The sequence below is a fragment of the Saccharothrix longispora genome, from assembly GCF_030852425.1.
GTDB lineage: Bacteria > Actinomycetota > Actinomycetes > Mycobacteriales > Pseudonocardiaceae > Actinosynnema > Actinosynnema longispora.
This window is the reverse complement of record NZ_NSDM01000003.1, coordinates 339,705-353,619: the sequence shown is the minus strand read 5'-3', so window position 1 is coordinate 353,619 and position 13,915 is coordinate 339,705. Positions and strand designations below refer to the sequence as shown.

Below are 13,915 nucleotides of genomic sequence, written 5' to 3'. Positions count from 1 at the left end.
TCGTTCCAGTCCGGAGTGGTCGTGGGTGGGGTGCTACCCGACGAGGTGCCGGTCGAACGACCGCCGCAGCCCCTCGTCCAGCGGGATCTCGGGCTGCCAGCCGAGCAGTTCGCGGGCCAGCGTGATGTCGGGGCGGCGGCGGCGCGGGTCGTCGGCCATCGGCTCGACGTGCCGGACCTCGGAGTCGCTGCCGGTGATCGCGATGATCCGGTGGGCCACCTCCAGCACGGTGACCTCCTCCGGGTTGCCCAGGTTCACCGGGCCCGCGTGGTCGGCGTCGGCCATCGAGAGCAAGCCGCGCACCAGGTCGTCCACGTGGCACAGCGACCGGGTCTGCGAGCCGTCGCCGTGCACGGTCAGCGGCTCGCCGGCCAAGGCCTGCCGGAAGAACGTCGGCACCATCCGGCCGTCGTGCGGGCGCATCCGCGAGCCGTAGGTGTTGAAGATCCGCACGATGCCCGCGTCGGTCCCGTGCTCGCGGAGGAACGCGCTGGTCAGCGCTTCACCGAACCGCTTGGCCTCGTCGTAGGTGCTGCGCGGGCCGATCGGGTTGACGTTGCCCCAGTACGTCTCGCGCTGCGGGTGCTCCAGCGGGTCCCCGTACACCTCGCTGGTGGAGGCGACCACGATCCGCGCGCCCTTGCGCTGCGCCAGCTCCAGGGCGTGCAGCGTGCCGAAACCGCCGGTCTTGAGCGTCCCGATCGGATCGCGCAGGTAGTCGGCGGGCGACGCCGGGCACGCCAGGTGCAGGACCAGGTCGACGTCGCCGAGCAGGTCCAGCGGCCGGGCCACGTCCATCACCGCGACGCCCAGGCGCGGGTCGTCGTCGGGCAGGTTGTCCAACGACCCGGTCGAGAAGTCGTCCACGCACACGACCCGCGTGCCGCGCTTGAGCAGCGCCTCGCACACGTGCGACCCGAGGAACCCGGCCCCGCCCGTCACCACCGCGCGTTCGAATGCCATGCGCTTGGCCTACCCGGGAGAAGCGGCGGTAACCACCGGGTTCTCGGACAGCACCCGCAGGTGTCGGCATCGGCGCAGGTGAACGCGGTGCGTGACCGGATCGATCGGCGAGGGCGCCCCGAGCCACAGGTGGTGCGGCGGGTCGACCGCCGTCGCGGTCGGGGTCGACGCCGTCCACCACGTGGGAACGGTCGGCAGCGGGCATCATGGTGCGGCATGAGGACCATCACCCTGAACAACGGCGTCGGGATGCCGCAGCTCGGCTTCGGCGTCTTCCAGGTGTCCACTGAGGACACCCACGCGGCGGTCACCGAGGCCCTGCGGGTCGGCTACCGCAGCATCGACACCGCCGCGGCCTACGGCAACGAGGCGCCGGTCGGCCGTGCCCTGGCCGACTCGGGCATCCCCGCCGACGAGCTGTTCGTCACCACCAAGCTGTGGAACTCCGAGCAGGGCTACGACGAGGCGCTGCGCGCGTTCGACGCCAGTGCCCGCGAACTCGGCCTTGAGCGGGTGGACCTGTACCTCGTGCACTGGCCCGCGCCCGAGCAGGACCGCTACGTCGACAGCTGGCGCGCGCTGGGCACGCTGCTCGCCGACGGCCGGGTGCGCGCGATCGGCGTGTCCAACTTCCAGCCCGCCCACCTGGAGCGGATCGTCGAGGCCACCGGCCAGGTGCCCGCGGTGAACCAGGTGGAGCTGCACCCCTACCTCCAGCAGACCGGGCTGCGCGCGTTCCACGCCGAGCACGGCATCGCCACCGAGGCGTGGAGCCCGCTCGCCAGGGGCGGCGGCCTGCTGGGCGAGCAGGTGATCACCTCCATCGCCGGGAAGCACGGCAGGACGCCCGCGCAGGTGGTCCTGCGGTGGCACGTGCAGCTCGGCAACGTCGTGATCCCCAAGTCGGTCACGCCGAGCCGCATCGCGGAGAACTTCGCCCTGTTCGACTTCGAACTGGACGACGACGACGTGGAGCGGATCTCCACCCTGGACCGCGGCGAGCGCACCGGCCCGGACCCCGACACCTTCGGCTGAGACCGGGGCTCACACCTCGACCGGGCCGCCCGAACGCCAGTACACGCCGTCGCCCGGCTGAGCAGACCCTCGTCCACCAGGTACCGGCGCACGGTCACGTGGTCGACCTCGCCGCCCGCGCACCACCGCCCGAGCACCTCCGCCACCTCGCGCTCGGGGTAACGTCTACCCGGCTCGAACGCCGTGCTCAGCCGTTCGAGCACGGCCCGCCTGCGTCCGCGCTGCGCGGGGAGCTTCACCAGCCGCCCTCCTCGCACGAACGGGTCCTCCGCGACCCGGTTCGCCTGCTCGACCAGGGTGGCCTCCTTGAACAGCTCCTCGCGCAGCCGCAGCCCGGAACCGTCGGTCACGACCAGGCCGGCCGTCCGCAGCCTGCGCAGGCCGTGCTCCACGCGCCGGTCGTCCAGGCCGGTCGCCGCCGCCACGTCGCCCGCCGTGCGCGCGCCCAGCACGAGGGCCGCCGCGACGCGCAGCCGATCGGGCTCGGCCAGCAGTCCCACGAGGAAGTCAGGGGTCACGTCCCGAGTCAACCGGAGAGGGCGACGCGGTGCACGCCCATTTCGGGCGGACCTTATTAGCCGTGCCCACTGATCACCTCTTCCCCCTCGCCTCCGTGGAGCCGGTCTTCGGCATGCCCGTGGAGAACGCCCGCAAGTTCCAGCAGGTCGCCGCGGAGCAGGACCTGGTCATCGACGTGCGGGGCACCAACCCGCACGCGGTGGCGTGGCTGCGCCGCGGCGCGCTGCCCAAACCGGAGGCCGTGAAGGCCAAGACCATCGACGACCTGGACGTGCGGCTGGGCGCCGCGCCGCACCACCGCGGCCTGGTCGGCTACTTCCACCCGGCCTTACCCCCGGCGGACCTCACCGACCGGCTGCTGCGCCGGTTCGACCAGCGGCGCGTCGAGTACGACGCCCTGCGGGACAAGATGGCCGCGTTCGAGCGGCGCGGCGAGTACCTGGTTCGCGGGGGCGTCGTGCACGGCTACGACCGCCGGGGCGCGCTGCGCCCGCTGACCGGCGACCACGACGTGTTCGACATCCGCGCCTCCGGCGGCCGGCCGCTGAGCGGACGCCGCTACGACCGGGCCGTCGCGACGATGATGTCGCTGGACATGGCCGTCACGCACGGCGCGCACATGTACTGGAAGCCCACCACCCGCTCCGACCGCGCGATGTTCGAGTCGATCGCGCGCAGCCCCGACGACAAGCTGCGGTTCCACCCCGACGGCACGATGACCGCCGGCGACTACCGCCGCCGCTTGAACGCCGGGATCAGCGCGATCACCAGACCGGCCAGGGCCGCGCGGCCGTACGCCAGCGTCTCCAGCGTGGGCAGCCCGAGGGGGCCGGTCTCCGCCGCGTCGCTGATGAACAGCTGACCGTAGAGCAGCACCAGCGCCACACCGTAGAGGCGGGCGCGGGTGTGCCGCGACGACGCGAGGACACCAGCCACGCCGGTGCACACGTACAGGGTGTGGTTGGTGCCCTCGTGCATGGGCAGGAACGGCACGCAGGCGAGCACGACCTGGAGCGCGCCGACGACGAACGCGAGGGCCTGGACGCGGCTGAACGACGACGTCGCCGCCTTGGCCGTTCCCCGCTTGTCGCCCGCCGGAGCCTCGTTCCGCATGACGGCGGGTTACCCCGCGGTCGTTCGGCCATCCTCGGCCGTGTCGCGTTACCCCCTTGGTGCTGCCTGGCGTTCCCCCTTGTGGTGCAACGCGGGCGGCTCAGCGCAGCAGCGGCCCGATGGTCGCGGCCGCGTCCGCGCTCGCCCCGGCCGGGTCGCGCTCGCGGGTGAGCACCCGCGCCGCCATGGTGCTGATGGCCTCCGAGATGCGCGGGTACTCCGGGCCGTAGGTGGTGCGGGCGCGCACGGTGGGCAGCTGCTCGACGAACCCCGTCACGTTCGGGTCCCACTGCCAGGCCAGGTCGTCGAGGGTGTCCGTGCGGTTGGGCAGCGCGCCGAGGCCGCCGCCGAACTCGGTGGCGTTGTCCTGTTCCTCGGCGAGCCACGTCAGCAGGTCCCACGCACGGTCGGCCTGCTTGCTGCCGCGCCCGACGACCCACACCTCGCCGCCCAGGGGCGCGGCCGTGCCCGCCCGGCCGCCGGGCAGCGGCGACGCGGCCCAGTCCAGGCCCGCCTGGTTCAGTTCGGGGACCGCCTCCGGGCCGCCGATGAGCATGCCGCAGCGGCCCTGCGCGAACCGCCCGACCGCGTCGGCGGCGGTCCAGGTCAGCGCCTCGGCGGGCGCGCTGCGGTCGGTGTTGACGAGCTGGTCGACGTAGGTGAGGGCGGTGACGCCCGCCGGGTCGCCGACGGACGCGACATCGCCGCCCGCCTGCCACAGGAACGGCAGGAACGTGGTGGTCAGGTCGTCGCCCTCGCCGGGGAAGCACAGGCCGGCGCGGTCCGGCGCGGTCAGCGTCCTCGCGGCCACCCGCAGCTCCTCCCACGTCACCGGCGGCACGGCCACGCCCGCGGCGGCGAACAGCCCGCGGTTGTGGATCAGCGCGGTGGTGGTGGTGCGCAGGGGGACGCCGTAGAACCGGCCGTCGTGGGTGGCGCCCTCGCGCACCGGGTCGAGGAAGCGCTCCTTGAGCGCCCAGTCGTCGAAGCGGGGGGTGAGGTCGGCGAGGGCGTTCCGCGCGGCGAGGCGCGGCACGTCGGCGGTGTCCACGGCGGCGATGTCGGGGAACGTGCCGGCGGTGGTGGCCTCGACCAGCTTGGCCTCGAACTCGTCGGGCGACAGCGAGGTGCGGCGGACCTGGACACCGGGGTGTTCCTGCTGGTAGCGGGCGAGGAGGTGGTCGACGGCCTGGTCGGCCATGGGGGAGTGGTTGAGGTAGTCCCACCAGGTGAGGGTCACCTGTTCCGGCGGGTTGACCTGTTCCGCCGTACACGCTGTGGCGGTGAGCAGTGTGGCGACCGCGAGCAGTGCTCGTCCACGCATTCGCTCCACCCTTCGGGGTAAGCGCCCTGGTCTACGGACTGGAGCCGTCCTACTCCGCTGCGTGAGGCGGTGTCAAGATCGGTGGTTCAGACCTCGCTCCGGGCGGTCGCCCTCGGGCGGGCCGTCCGGTCGGGGGCCGCGACGGGCGGAACCCGCGTCCCGGACCCCGCCGGCTCCCCGGCCCCGGCGGTCCCGGGAGCGGCGGTGGCGGCCTCGGTCGTCCCGGCGGCCCCGGCGGCGTCCACGGGCGTGAGGTCGGCGAGGTAGGTGGCCGCCAACTCGTCGTAGATCGGTGTTGAGCTCACGCCACGGAATCCTGTCCGGCCGGCGGCCCCGGCGCTGCCCCTCTCACTCCTGTGGGTTACATATCCGCGCGTCGCGCCCGCACTAATGCGGAGATCATGTCGTGTTCCGGCACGTGACCTCTGTGGACGGTGTGAGCCCTCCGCGAGACCGGCCCCGGAACGACCCGGAACGCCGGACCGGCCCCGTCCCGGGGGGTTGGGACCGGCGTAACGGGGGTACCCCCGCACACGATGAGGGCGTAGGCGGCCACCGCCCCCCAGGCCGCCGACAAGTCCCGGCCGGGCTCCACCCCCCAGGGTCCGGCCGGGCGCCCCATCCCCCCGTCGACGGGTCAGGAAATGCCGCGGAAGAAGCTGCGGATGTCGTCCGCGAGCAACTGCGGCTCCTCCATCGCGGGGAAGTGACCGCCCTCGGTGAACTCGCTCCAGTGGCCGATCGACCCCGACGGGTCCATCACGCGGCGCACGAGCGGGTCGGTGTCGAACACGGCCCACCCGGACGGCACGCCGGAGGCCGTGAACCAGTCGAGTCCGGAGTGCTCGCCCTCGTAGTAGAACTGCGCGCTCGACGCGCCGCTGCGGGTGAACCAGTACAGGCTGATGTTCGTGAGGAGCTGGTCGCGGTCGACCGACTCGTCCGGTGTCCGGTGGGCGCCGTCGGTCCCGGTCTTGAACTTCTCGGCGATCCAGGCGAGCTGACCGACCGGCGAGTCGGTGAGCGCCGCGCCGATCGTGTCGGGACGGTGGTTCTGCACCTCGAGGTACCCGCGCTCGGCCGCGACCTCCGTGCGCACCGCCTCGATCCGGGCGATCTCGTCGTCGGACAGGTCGTCGGGGCAGGGGAACTCGTCGCCGACGAACCCGAGCAACCGGGGGTCGCAGCCGATGTGCGTGCCGATGACGCGCTCCGGGTGGAGCGCCGCCAGGCGGCCGGTGGTGCCCGCACCGATGTCGGTGCCGTGGGCCGCGAACCTCTCGTGGCCGAGACGCGTCATGATCTCGGCGTAGGCCTCCGCCGTCCGCGCCAGTTCCCAGCCGGTCCCCGACAACGGGGTGGAGAACCCGAAGCCGGGCAGGGACGGGACGACCACGTGGAACTCGTCGGTCAGCAGCGGGAGGAGTCGCTGGTACTCGACGAACGACCCCGGCCAGCCGTGGTTCAGGATCAGCGGGGTGGCCCCCGGGTTCGCCGATCGGGCGTGGACGACGTGGAACGTCTGGCCGTCGACGACCGTCGTGAACTGCTCGTGCTGGTTGAGCTTCTCCTCCTGCGCGCGCCAGTCGAACCCGTCGCGCCAGTACTCGGCGAGCTCCTCCAGGTACACCGGCGGGATGCCGCGGCTGAAGTCGGTGCGATCGTCCCGACCCGGCACGGGGATCGGCCGGCGCGTGCGTGCCAGTCGGTCGCGCAGGTCGTCGACGTCCGCCTGCGAGACGTCGACGCGGAACGGTGCGAGTGCGTTGTCCTCGTTCATGCCACCGACCCTCCCGGACAACGCGGAAGACCTGCTTCCTCGATTGCCGGCACGATCGGGAACGTGGTGGAGACCTCGGCCCGTCTGCTCGGAATGCTGTCGCTGCTCCAGCTCAAGCGGGACTGGACCGGCTCCGAACTCGCCGGCCGGCTCGGGGTGAGCACGAGGACGGTGCGCGCCGACATCGGCAGGCTGCGGTCGCTCGGGTACCCCGTGGACGCGCGCCCCGGCGTCGCGGGCGGCTACCGGCTGGCCGCCGGGACGGCGATGCCCCCGCTGCTGCTCGACGACGACGAGGCCGTCGCCGTCGCGGTCGGCCTCGGTGTGGTCGCGACCCGGAGGCTCGGCGTCGAGGAGACGTCGCTCACCGCGCTCGTGAAGCTGGAGCAGGTGCTGCCCTCGCGCCTGCGCCGGCGCGTGGAGGCGGTGCGCGAGGCGACGAGCGTCGTCCCGGGGGTCGAGCCGCCGCTCGACCTCTCGGCCCTCGGCGCGGTCGCTGCCGCGGTCCGCGGCCGCGAACGGCTCCGGTTCGGGTACACGAAACCCGGCGGCGACGAAGAGGCGCGCCACGCCGAACCGCAACGGCTGGTGACCTGGGGAGCGCTCTGGTACCTGCTCGCGTGGGACCTCGACCGCGACGACTGGCGGGTCTTCCGCGTCGACCGCATGGAACCGCGCACACCGACGGGTGCGCGGTTCCGGCCGCGCGCGGTCCCGGGGGACAACGCCGTCGAGTACGTCGTCGGACGCGTCGGCAAGGGGGCCTGGAAGTACCGCGCCCGGGTGCTCGTGCACGCTCCCGCCGCGGAGGTCGTCGCGAAGATCCCCATCCCGGTCGACGTCGAGGCGGTCGACGAGTCCACGTGCCGCGTCGAGCTGGGTTCCGACGACCCGGACCGGCTCGCGCTGTGGGTGGCACAGCTCGACGTCGACATCGAGGTGATCGACGGGGACGGGCTCGCGGTGGCGTTCGACCGCCTCGCGACGAGGTTCCGCCGCGCGGCCGGTGGCGCGTCCACGTGAACCCGGTGCGCGGTGACGGACTCCCGGACGGGCCCTAACCCCCGCTCGCCCGCTTCCCCGGCGGCACGCGCCGCACGGGGGCCCGGTGCGCCGGGTGGCGGATCTCGGGCGGCTCCGGCACGTCCGGTGTGGACCGCACCACCGGGCCGTCCGGCTCGACCAGCACCGGCTCGCCGTGGTGCGTGATGCGCAGGGCCTCACCGGCGATGACGCGGTACGTGACCTCGCCCGGCCGCACCTCCACCGCGAGCCGCGTGCCCCGGAACGCCATCCGGAACGCCATCCGCTCCAGCCCCGGGGGCAGCCTCGGCGCGAACGACAGCCCGTCGTCGTGGTGGCGCATCCCGCCGAACCCGGCCACCAGACCGATCCACGCGCCCGCCAGCGACGCCATGTGCAGTCCGTTGTGGACGTTGTGGTGCAGGTCGTGCAGGTCGGTGAACGCCGCCTCGGCCAGGTAGTCGTAGGCCAGTTCCAGCGCTCCGATCTCGGCCGCCAGCACCGCCTGCGTGGCCGCGGACAACGACGAGTCGCGCACCGTCCGCGCCTCGTAGTAGGCGAAGTTCCGGGCCTTCTGCGCCGGCGTGAACGCGTCACCGCGCACGTGCATCGCCAGCACCAGGTCCGCCTGCTTCACCACCTGCTTGCGGTACAGGTCGAAGTACGGCCGGTTCAGCAGCAGCGGGTACTCGTCCGGGTCCGTCCCCTCGAAGTCCCACGCGGCGTGCGAGGTGAACCCCTCGGACTGCTCGTGCACGCCCAGCAGGTCGTCGAACGGCACCAGCATCCCGTCCGCCGCGGCGCGCCACGCCGCCAGCTCCTCCGGCGTCACGCCCAGCCGTTCCGCCACGTCCGGGTTCCGCTCGGCCGCCGCCGCGGCCTCCCGCAGGTTCTCCTGGGCGATCAGGTTGGTGTAGACGTTGTTGTCGACCACGGCCGAGTACTCGTCCGGCCCCGTCACGCCGTCGATGCGGAACCCGCCGTGCTGGTCGTGGTGCCCCAACGACCGCCACAGCCGCGCCGTCTCGACCAGGATCTCCGCGCCCGCCTCCCGCTCGAACGCCCGGTCGCCCGTCGCGTGCGCGTACTGCGCCACCGCGTGCGCCACGTCCCCGGACACGTGGAACGCGGCCGTGCCCGCCGGCCAGTACGCCGAGCACTCCGCGCCGTTGATCGACCGCCACGGGAACGCGGCGCCCGCCTGCCCCAGCACCGCCGCCCGCTCCCGGGCCTTGTCCAACGTCGAGTGCCGCCACCGCAGCGCGTCCCGGGCCGCCTCCGGCAGCGTGTGCACCAGCACCGGCAGCACGAACATCTCCGTGTCCCAGAACGCGTGCCCGTCGTAGCCCGGCCCCGTCAGGCCCTTGCCGGGGATCGCCCGGGTCTCGCCGCGCACCGCCGCCTGCATGATGTGGAACAGCGCGAACCGCAACGCCTGCTGGAGCTCGTCGTCGCCCTCGACCTCGATGTCGGCCGCTTCCCAGAAGTCGTCCAGGAACCGCCGCTGCTCGGCCAGCAGACCGTCCCACCCGGTCTGCCGGGCGCCCGCGATCGCCGCCTCCACCTGCGCGCGCAGCGCCGGCACCGAGCGCTTCGCCGACCAGCCGTACCCCAGGTACTTCACCAGCCGCAGCTTCCCGCCCGCCGGCACGTCCACCGCCGCCGTGAACCGCGCCAGGTCGCCCTCGGCGCGGATCTCGGTGCGCAGGCCGTCCTCGGTCACCAGCTCGTGGTCCATCCCCGCCGCCATCCGCAGCTGCGAGTTGCGCGCGTGGTGGGCCAGCACCGCCCGGTAGCCGTCGGCGTGCGCGAACTCCGCCACCAGCGGGTCCTCCAGCGCCGCCGCCACCCGCGGGTCGTCGCTGTCGTGCTCCACCGGCTCGTTGGCCAGCAGGTCGGACTGCACGACCAGCTGCACCGCCTCGTCCGCCTCCACCTCGTACAGGATCGCCGCGACCGCCCGCTGCGTCAGCGACACCAGCCGCTCGGTGCGCACCGTGATCCGCTTGCCCGTCGGCGACTCCCACCGGGTGTGCCGGCGCATCGTGCCGGAGCGGAAGTCCAGCTCGCGCCAGTGCCGGTGCGCCCGGCCGTACCGCATGTCCAGCGGCTCGTCCTCCACCAGCAGCCGGATCACCTTGCCGTCGGTGACGTTCACGACCGTCTGCCCCGCCTCGGGGTAGCCGTAACCCGACTCCCCGTACGGCAGGGAGTGCTCCTCGTAGAACCCGTTCAGGTAGGTGCCGGGCAGGCCGCGCGGCTCACCCTCGTCCAGGGTGCCGCGCATCCCGATGTGCCCGTTGGACAACGCGAAGATCGACTCGGTCCGCCTGAGCTGGTCCACCGACAGCCCGTTCCACCGCAGCCGCCACGGGTGGACCTCCCAGCCGCTCACAGCAGCTCCGCCAGGTCGTCGACCACCACGTCCGCGCCGTGCCGCAGCAGCTCGTCGCGCTGCCCGGCCCGGTCCACGCCCACCACGTGCCCGAAGCCGCCCGCGCGGCCCGCCCGCACGCCCGCCAGCGCGTCCTCGAACACCGCCGCGCGCGCCGGCTCCACGCCCAGCAGCCGCGCGCCCACCAGGAACGAGTCCGGCGCGGGCTTGCCCTTCAACCCGTCGCGCGCGATCACCACGCCGTCCACCCGCGCCTGCACGAACCCGGTCAACCCCGCCGCGTCCAACACCTTCTCCGCGTTCGCCGACGACGTCACCACCCCGATGGCCAGACCCGCCGCCCGCGCCGCCTCCAGGTAGCGCACCGTGCCGGGGTACGGCGTGACCCCCTCGTGCCGGAGGATCGCCTCCAGCAGGTCGTTCTTGAGGTTGCCCACACCGTGCACGGTCGCCGCGTCCGGCGGGTCCTCGGGCGCGCCCTCCGGCAGCGTGATGCCCCGCGAGGCCAGGAACTCGCGCACGCCGTCGTAGCGCGGGCGCCCGTCCACGAACCTCGCGTAATCCGATTCGGTGAACAGCGGCTCGCCGCGCAGGCGCAACAGGTCGTCGAACGTGCGCTTCCACGCGCGGCGGTGCAGGACGGCCGTGCTCGTGAGCACGCCGTCGAGGTCGAAGAGGCAGGCGGTGATCGAGTCCGGCAGTCCCAGGGGCATGTCCCGTGTCTACCCCCTTCCGGTGCGGGGTACCCGTCGGCCCGATCGTTCACCGTTGCGCCGGAGGGACCACCATGGGCACGCCGCGGGTGCTGGTCGTCGGGACGGGCTTCGCGGGCTACCACTGCCTGCGCGCGCTGGAGCGCGCCCTGCCCCCCGACGCCGCCGACCTGGTCGCCGTCAACCCCACCGACTACATGCTCTACGTGCCGCTGCTGCCCGAGGTCGCGGGCGGCAGCCTCGACCCCCGGCGCGTCGCCGTGCCGCTGCGGCCCACGCTGCCGCGCACCCGCCAGGGCAAGCTGGCGGGCCGCAACGTCGCCGCGTCCCTCGGGTTCGGCACCGCCGGGCGGTACCGGCACCGCGACCTGGGGTTCGTGGTCGACCTGGGTGGCGGGCAGGCCGTCGCCGACCCGCTGCACGTGCCGCTCACCGGGCTGCCCGCCAAGGCCGTCGCGAAGGGCTACCACCTGATCGCCATGCCGGGCAACCGGCTGCGGGTGGCCGTCGACTGGCTCACCGACCTGCCGGGTCGCCGCCAGGTCGGCCGGTTCGGCCTGGTCCCGGAGGCGGGCGTGCGGCTGGGGGACGCGGAGCGGGTCCCGTCCCCTTCCCCCTGAGGGCTCCGTCAGGCGGGCTTGAGGGGGTCGTGCCCGATCGACATCAGCCGGTGCCGCCAGTGCGCCTCGCCCGCCGTGGGCTCCAGGTCGTCCCGGCGCTGCTCGCGCACCCGGTCCACGACCTTGCGCATCACCTTCACGTCCTCGGTGGTCAGGTCGGTGCGGCGCTTGCGCAGCACCCGCAGCACGTCCTGCCCGGTGGGCGTGCCGGCCTGGTCGGGCAGCTCCTCGCTCCGCTCGTCGGCGGACCGGGTGCGCAACCAGTCCTCCAGCTCGTTCGAGGTCATGTTCACGACGTGGTGGAACTCGTCCCACAGGGTGTCGGTCATGGCGGCTCGGGTTGCCGCCGGCCCGCCGGCCGAAACCCGGGCCGGGCCGCTGTCACCCCCTCACGGCGCCCCGCCCGCCCGGTCGACGTCGGGCGCGAACTGGGCCTCGGCGACGTCGACGGCGGCGGCGAGGTCCTCCGCCGACGACGACCCGGCCTCCTCCACGACGGCCGTCCACAGCCCGATCGACGAGAGGTTGAACCGCTGCGTCGCCGGCGAGTCGGCCGCCGCGACCGGGTCGTGGTCCTCCCCGACCTCGCCGCCGACGTGGAGCCCCAGGGCGAGCAGGCCGCCGTCCCACCCGGGGCCGACGTACAGCGCGCCCGCGCCGCCCGCCGCCATCTCCGGCGGAACGGTGTGCTCCAGCTCCAGCGTCGTCCGCCCGCCGCCGTCCTCGGGCACCAGGCGGACCTCGACGATCGACGTCTCACCGCCGAACGTCACCCGCAGCCGCCTGGGCGGCTCGCACGCGAGGATGTCCCCGCCGGCGTTGCCCTCCAGCTGGAAGTCACCGCCTTCCCGCAGGTCACCGCTCACCGGCAGGAACCACCGCCGCAGCCGCGCGGGGTCGGTCACCGCGTCCCACACGTCCTCGGCCGTCGCGTCGTAGGTCCGGGTCAGGCGCACGCCGACGACCTGCCCGTCCTCCTTCGCGAGTTCCCGGTGGATCGCCTTGAGGTGCTCGGCGAACTCGATCACTGTCCGTCCTCCTGCTGCAGTCGTCTCTCGCGCTTGCCGCGCGCGAGTTCGGTGGCCAGGGCGTCGAGGTGCCCGCTCCAGAACCGGCGGAACCGGTCGAGCCACTCGTCCACCTCGCGCAGGCCCCGGTCGTCCACCGCGTAGAGGCGCCGGGTGCCCTCCGCGCGGACGCGGGCGAAGCCGTTCTCGCGCAGCACGCGGAGGTGCTGGGAGACCGCCGGCTGCGAGATGCCGAACTCCCGGCGGACCACCTCCGTGACCGCGCCCGAGGGCTGCTCGCCGTCCGCGAGCAGCTCCAGGATGCGGCGACGGACCGGATCGCCCAGTACGTCGAATGCGTGCACGACCAGGAGTTTTAAGTACTTACTTATATAAGTCAAGTCTTAGTACTCGAAAATTGTCGGTGGTCGGTGGCACTATCTCGAACGGATGTTCGGTACGCGTTCGAAGGGAGCTGTGCGATGCGTGTTCGACTCGATCCCCGTCAGTGGCCCGGCCGTGTCATCCCCGAGACCGACGCCGAGATCGACACGGCGGTCGAGGCGTTCTGCCTGCGTGCGACCTGGCCCGATGCGAACCGCGCGGCACTGCGCGGCGTCGTCGAGCCCTGGTTCCACGAGGGGTGGAGCGTCGATGCCCTGCTGGCGGCGGTCGACCGCAGGCCGGACGGCACGAGGCAGGGCAGCCCGAGGAGCCGCGACCAGGTGGCGCACGACTTCCTCCGTGCGCGCCTGCGGTCGTGGTGGCAGGGGGGCGCGCGCAGAGCGCGCCCCCCGGTGGCGGGCATGACCCTGGGCGCGTGGTGGCGCATCAACCGCCGGAACGCCCGCCTGACCCAGCCGAGGCCCGCGCGGCAGCTGAGCGCGGCGGGCACGCTGGCCCGCGAGCAGTCCAGGGAACGCGTCCGGGCCAGGCTGAAGGACCCGGTCGAGCGCTCGCGCGAGCTGGCGAGGCGCAGGCAGGAGGTCCTGGACAGCCTCCTGGTGCCCGGGCAGAAGGCCCCCACCTTCGAGGATTCCCGCAAGCTGCTGGCGGACATCCAGGTCCCGGCCCACCCGGTGTGCAGCAGGTGCGGGTGCAAGCAGGGCAGCATGCCCAAGCCGAAAGCCGCCTGACCAGCACTGACGTGACGACTGCGGACACGATCAGGTGATCATCGGCCTGGATGTGTACGAAATCGGCCCCTCGCCACTCGGTTGAGAGAAGCGGACCCCGAGACCACCACCGACACCGCCCACCACCCGCCCGGCCGCACCACCCGCCCGACCACACCCCGCAGCCCAGCTGCCGCTGCCCGCCGCCGGCCACGCCGCCGCCGGCCACGCGAGCGCAGGTCGCCCACGCGCAGCTCGTCGCGCCGCCCACGTGCCCGCGCCGCCTGCCTGCCCCACCACCCACGTGC

13 protein-coding genes and 2 pseudogenes are annotated in these 13,915 nt (G+C 73.5%); 5 read left to right on the top strand and 10 right to left on the bottom strand.

The genetic code is table 11. The features are described from left to right. Positions 1 to 33: 33 nt before the first annotated feature. Entirely contained in the window at positions 34 to 963 is a 930-nt protein-coding gene (locus CKY47_RS09480; protein ID WP_306745308.1) for an NAD-dependent epimerase/dehydratase family protein, read from the bottom strand. Positions 964 to 1,179: 216 nt separating this feature from the next. Between CKY47_RS09480 and CKY47_RS09475 the strand changes: the two genes are divergently transcribed. After that, a complete protein-coding gene (locus CKY47_RS09475; RefSeq protein WP_306745307.1) occupies positions 1,180 to 1,998 on the top strand; it encodes an aldo/keto reductase in 819 nt (272 codons plus the stop codon). Positions 1,999 to 2,051: 53 nt separating this feature from the next. Here the strand turns inward: CKY47_RS09475 and CKY47_RS36870 are convergent. After that, positions 2,052 to 2,237: pseudogene (locus CKY47_RS36870) on the bottom strand (DUF2087 domain-containing protein); the annotation flags it as partial. Positions 2,238 to 2,578: 341 nt separating this feature from the next. Here CKY47_RS36870 and CKY47_RS09470 point away from each other — a divergent pair. After that, positions 2,579 to 3,379 (top strand): hypothetical protein, encoded by an 801-nt coding sequence (locus CKY47_RS09470; RefSeq protein ID WP_306745306.1) that lies wholly within the window; start codon positions 2,579 to 2,581, stop codon positions 3,377 to 3,379. Between the two features lie 351 nt (positions 3,380 to 3,730). On the opposite strand, the gene CKY47_RS09465 is transcribed toward CKY47_RS09470, so the two are convergent. From CKY47_RS09465 to CKY47_RS09455, 3 genes are all read right to left on the bottom strand, one after another. Further along, a complete protein-coding gene (locus CKY47_RS09465) occupies positions 3,731 to 4,954 on the bottom strand; it encodes an ABC transporter substrate-binding protein (RefSeq protein ID WP_306745305.1) in 1,224 nt (407 codons plus the stop codon). Between the two features lie 86 nt (positions 4,955 to 5,040). Further along, entirely contained in the window at positions 5,041 to 5,259 is a 219-nt protein-coding gene (locus tag CKY47_RS09460; RefSeq protein WP_306745304.1) for a hypothetical protein, read from the bottom strand. 332 nt (positions 5,260 to 5,591) lie between these two features. Continuing rightward, positions 5,592 to 6,734, bottom strand: a complete 1,143-nt coding sequence (locus tag CKY47_RS09455; protein WP_306745303.1) for an epoxide hydrolase family protein — start codon at positions 6,732 to 6,734, stop codon at positions 5,592 to 5,594. A 63-nt stretch (positions 6,735 to 6,797) separates the two neighbouring features. On the opposite strand from CKY47_RS09455, the gene CKY47_RS09450 reads away from it, so the two are divergent. Next, positions 6,798 to 7,757: a helix-turn-helix transcriptional regulator gene (locus tag CKY47_RS09450; RefSeq protein WP_306745302.1), complete on the top strand. Its 960-nt coding sequence runs from the start codon at positions 6,798 to 6,800 to the stop codon at positions 7,755 to 7,757. Between the two features lie 34 nt (positions 7,758 to 7,791). Here the strand turns inward: CKY47_RS09450 and CKY47_RS09445 are convergent, their stop codons facing one another. Both CKY47_RS09445 and CKY47_RS09440 read right to left on the bottom strand, forming a co-directional pair. Then, positions 7,792 to 10,152, bottom strand: a complete 2,361-nt coding sequence (locus tag CKY47_RS09445; protein ID WP_306745301.1) for a glycoside hydrolase family 65 protein — start codon at positions 10,150 to 10,152, stop codon at positions 7,792 to 7,794. After that, entirely contained in the window at positions 10,149 to 10,865 is a 717-nt protein-coding gene (locus CKY47_RS09440; protein WP_306745300.1) for an HAD family hydrolase, read from the bottom strand. The genes CKY47_RS09445 and CKY47_RS09440 overlap by 4 nt, the downstream gene beginning before the upstream one ends. 290 nt (positions 10,866 to 11,155) lie before the next feature. On the opposite strand from CKY47_RS09440, the pseudogene CKY47_RS09435 reads away from it, so the two are divergent. After that, positions 11,156 to 11,485, top strand: a pseudogene (locus tag CKY47_RS09435) (NAD(P)/FAD-dependent oxidoreductase); the annotation flags it as partial. 8 nt (positions 11,486 to 11,493) lie between these two features. Here the strand turns inward: CKY47_RS09435 and CKY47_RS09430 are convergent. The 3 genes from CKY47_RS09430 to CKY47_RS09420 are packed head-to-tail and all read right to left on the bottom strand — an operon-like array spanning position 11,494 to position 12,857. Then, positions 11,494 to 11,814: a DUF3140 domain-containing protein gene (locus tag CKY47_RS09430; protein WP_306745299.1), complete on the bottom strand. Its 321-nt coding sequence runs from the start codon at positions 11,812 to 11,814 to the stop codon at positions 11,494 to 11,496. A gap of 60 nt (positions 11,815 to 11,874) precedes the next feature. Then, on the bottom strand, positions 11,875 to 12,513 hold the full coding sequence (locus CKY47_RS09425; protein WP_306745298.1) for an SRPBCC family protein: 639 nt from the start codon (positions 12,511 to 12,513) through the stop codon (positions 11,875 to 11,877). Further along, complete coding sequence (locus tag CKY47_RS09420; RefSeq protein WP_306745297.1) at positions 12,510 to 12,857, bottom strand: ArsR/SmtB family transcription factor; 348 nt, start codon at positions 12,855 to 12,857, stop codon at positions 12,510 to 12,512. Before CKY47_RS09420 ends, CKY47_RS09425 begins: the two co-directional genes overlap by 4 nt. 117 nt (positions 12,858 to 12,974) lie before the next feature. On the opposite strand from CKY47_RS09420, the gene CKY47_RS09415 reads away from it, so the two are divergent. Then, positions 12,975 to 13,628 carry a hypothetical protein gene (locus CKY47_RS09415; RefSeq protein ID WP_306745296.1) on the top strand — a complete coding sequence of 218 codons (654 nt, stop codon included), beginning with the start codon at positions 12,975 to 12,977 and terminating at the stop codon, positions 13,626 to 13,628. Positions 13,629 to 13,915: the final 287 nt, after the last annotated feature.

Excerpts from the sequence above, each read along its gene's own strand:
- CKY47_RS09480 (WP_306745308.1), bottom strand. The coding sequence starts at position 963 with ATGGCATTCGAACGCGCGGTGGTGACGGGCGGGGCCGGGTTCCTCGGG.
- CKY47_RS09475 (WP_306745307.1), top strand. The coding sequence starts at position 1,180 with ATGAGGACCATCACCCTGAACAACGGCGTCGGGATGCCGCAGCTCGGC.
- CKY47_RS09465 (WP_306745305.1), bottom strand. The coding sequence starts at position 4,954 with ATGCGTGGACGAGCACTGCTCGCGGTCGCCACACTGCTCACCGCCACA.
- CKY47_RS09455 (WP_306745303.1), bottom strand. The coding sequence starts at position 6,734 with ATGAACGAGGACAACGCACTCGCACCGTTCCGCGTCGACGTCTCGCAG.
- CKY47_RS09440 (WP_306745300.1), bottom strand. The coding sequence starts at position 10,865 with ATGCCCCTGGGACTGCCGGACTCGATCACCGCCTGCCTCTTCGACCTC.
- CKY47_RS09430 (WP_306745299.1), bottom strand. The coding sequence starts at position 11,814 with ATGACCGACACCCTGTGGGACGAGTTCCACCACGTCGTGAACATGACC.
- CKY47_RS09415 (WP_306745296.1), top strand. The coding sequence starts at position 12,975 with ATGCGTGTTCGACTCGATCCCCGTCAGTGGCCCGGCCGTGTCATCCCC.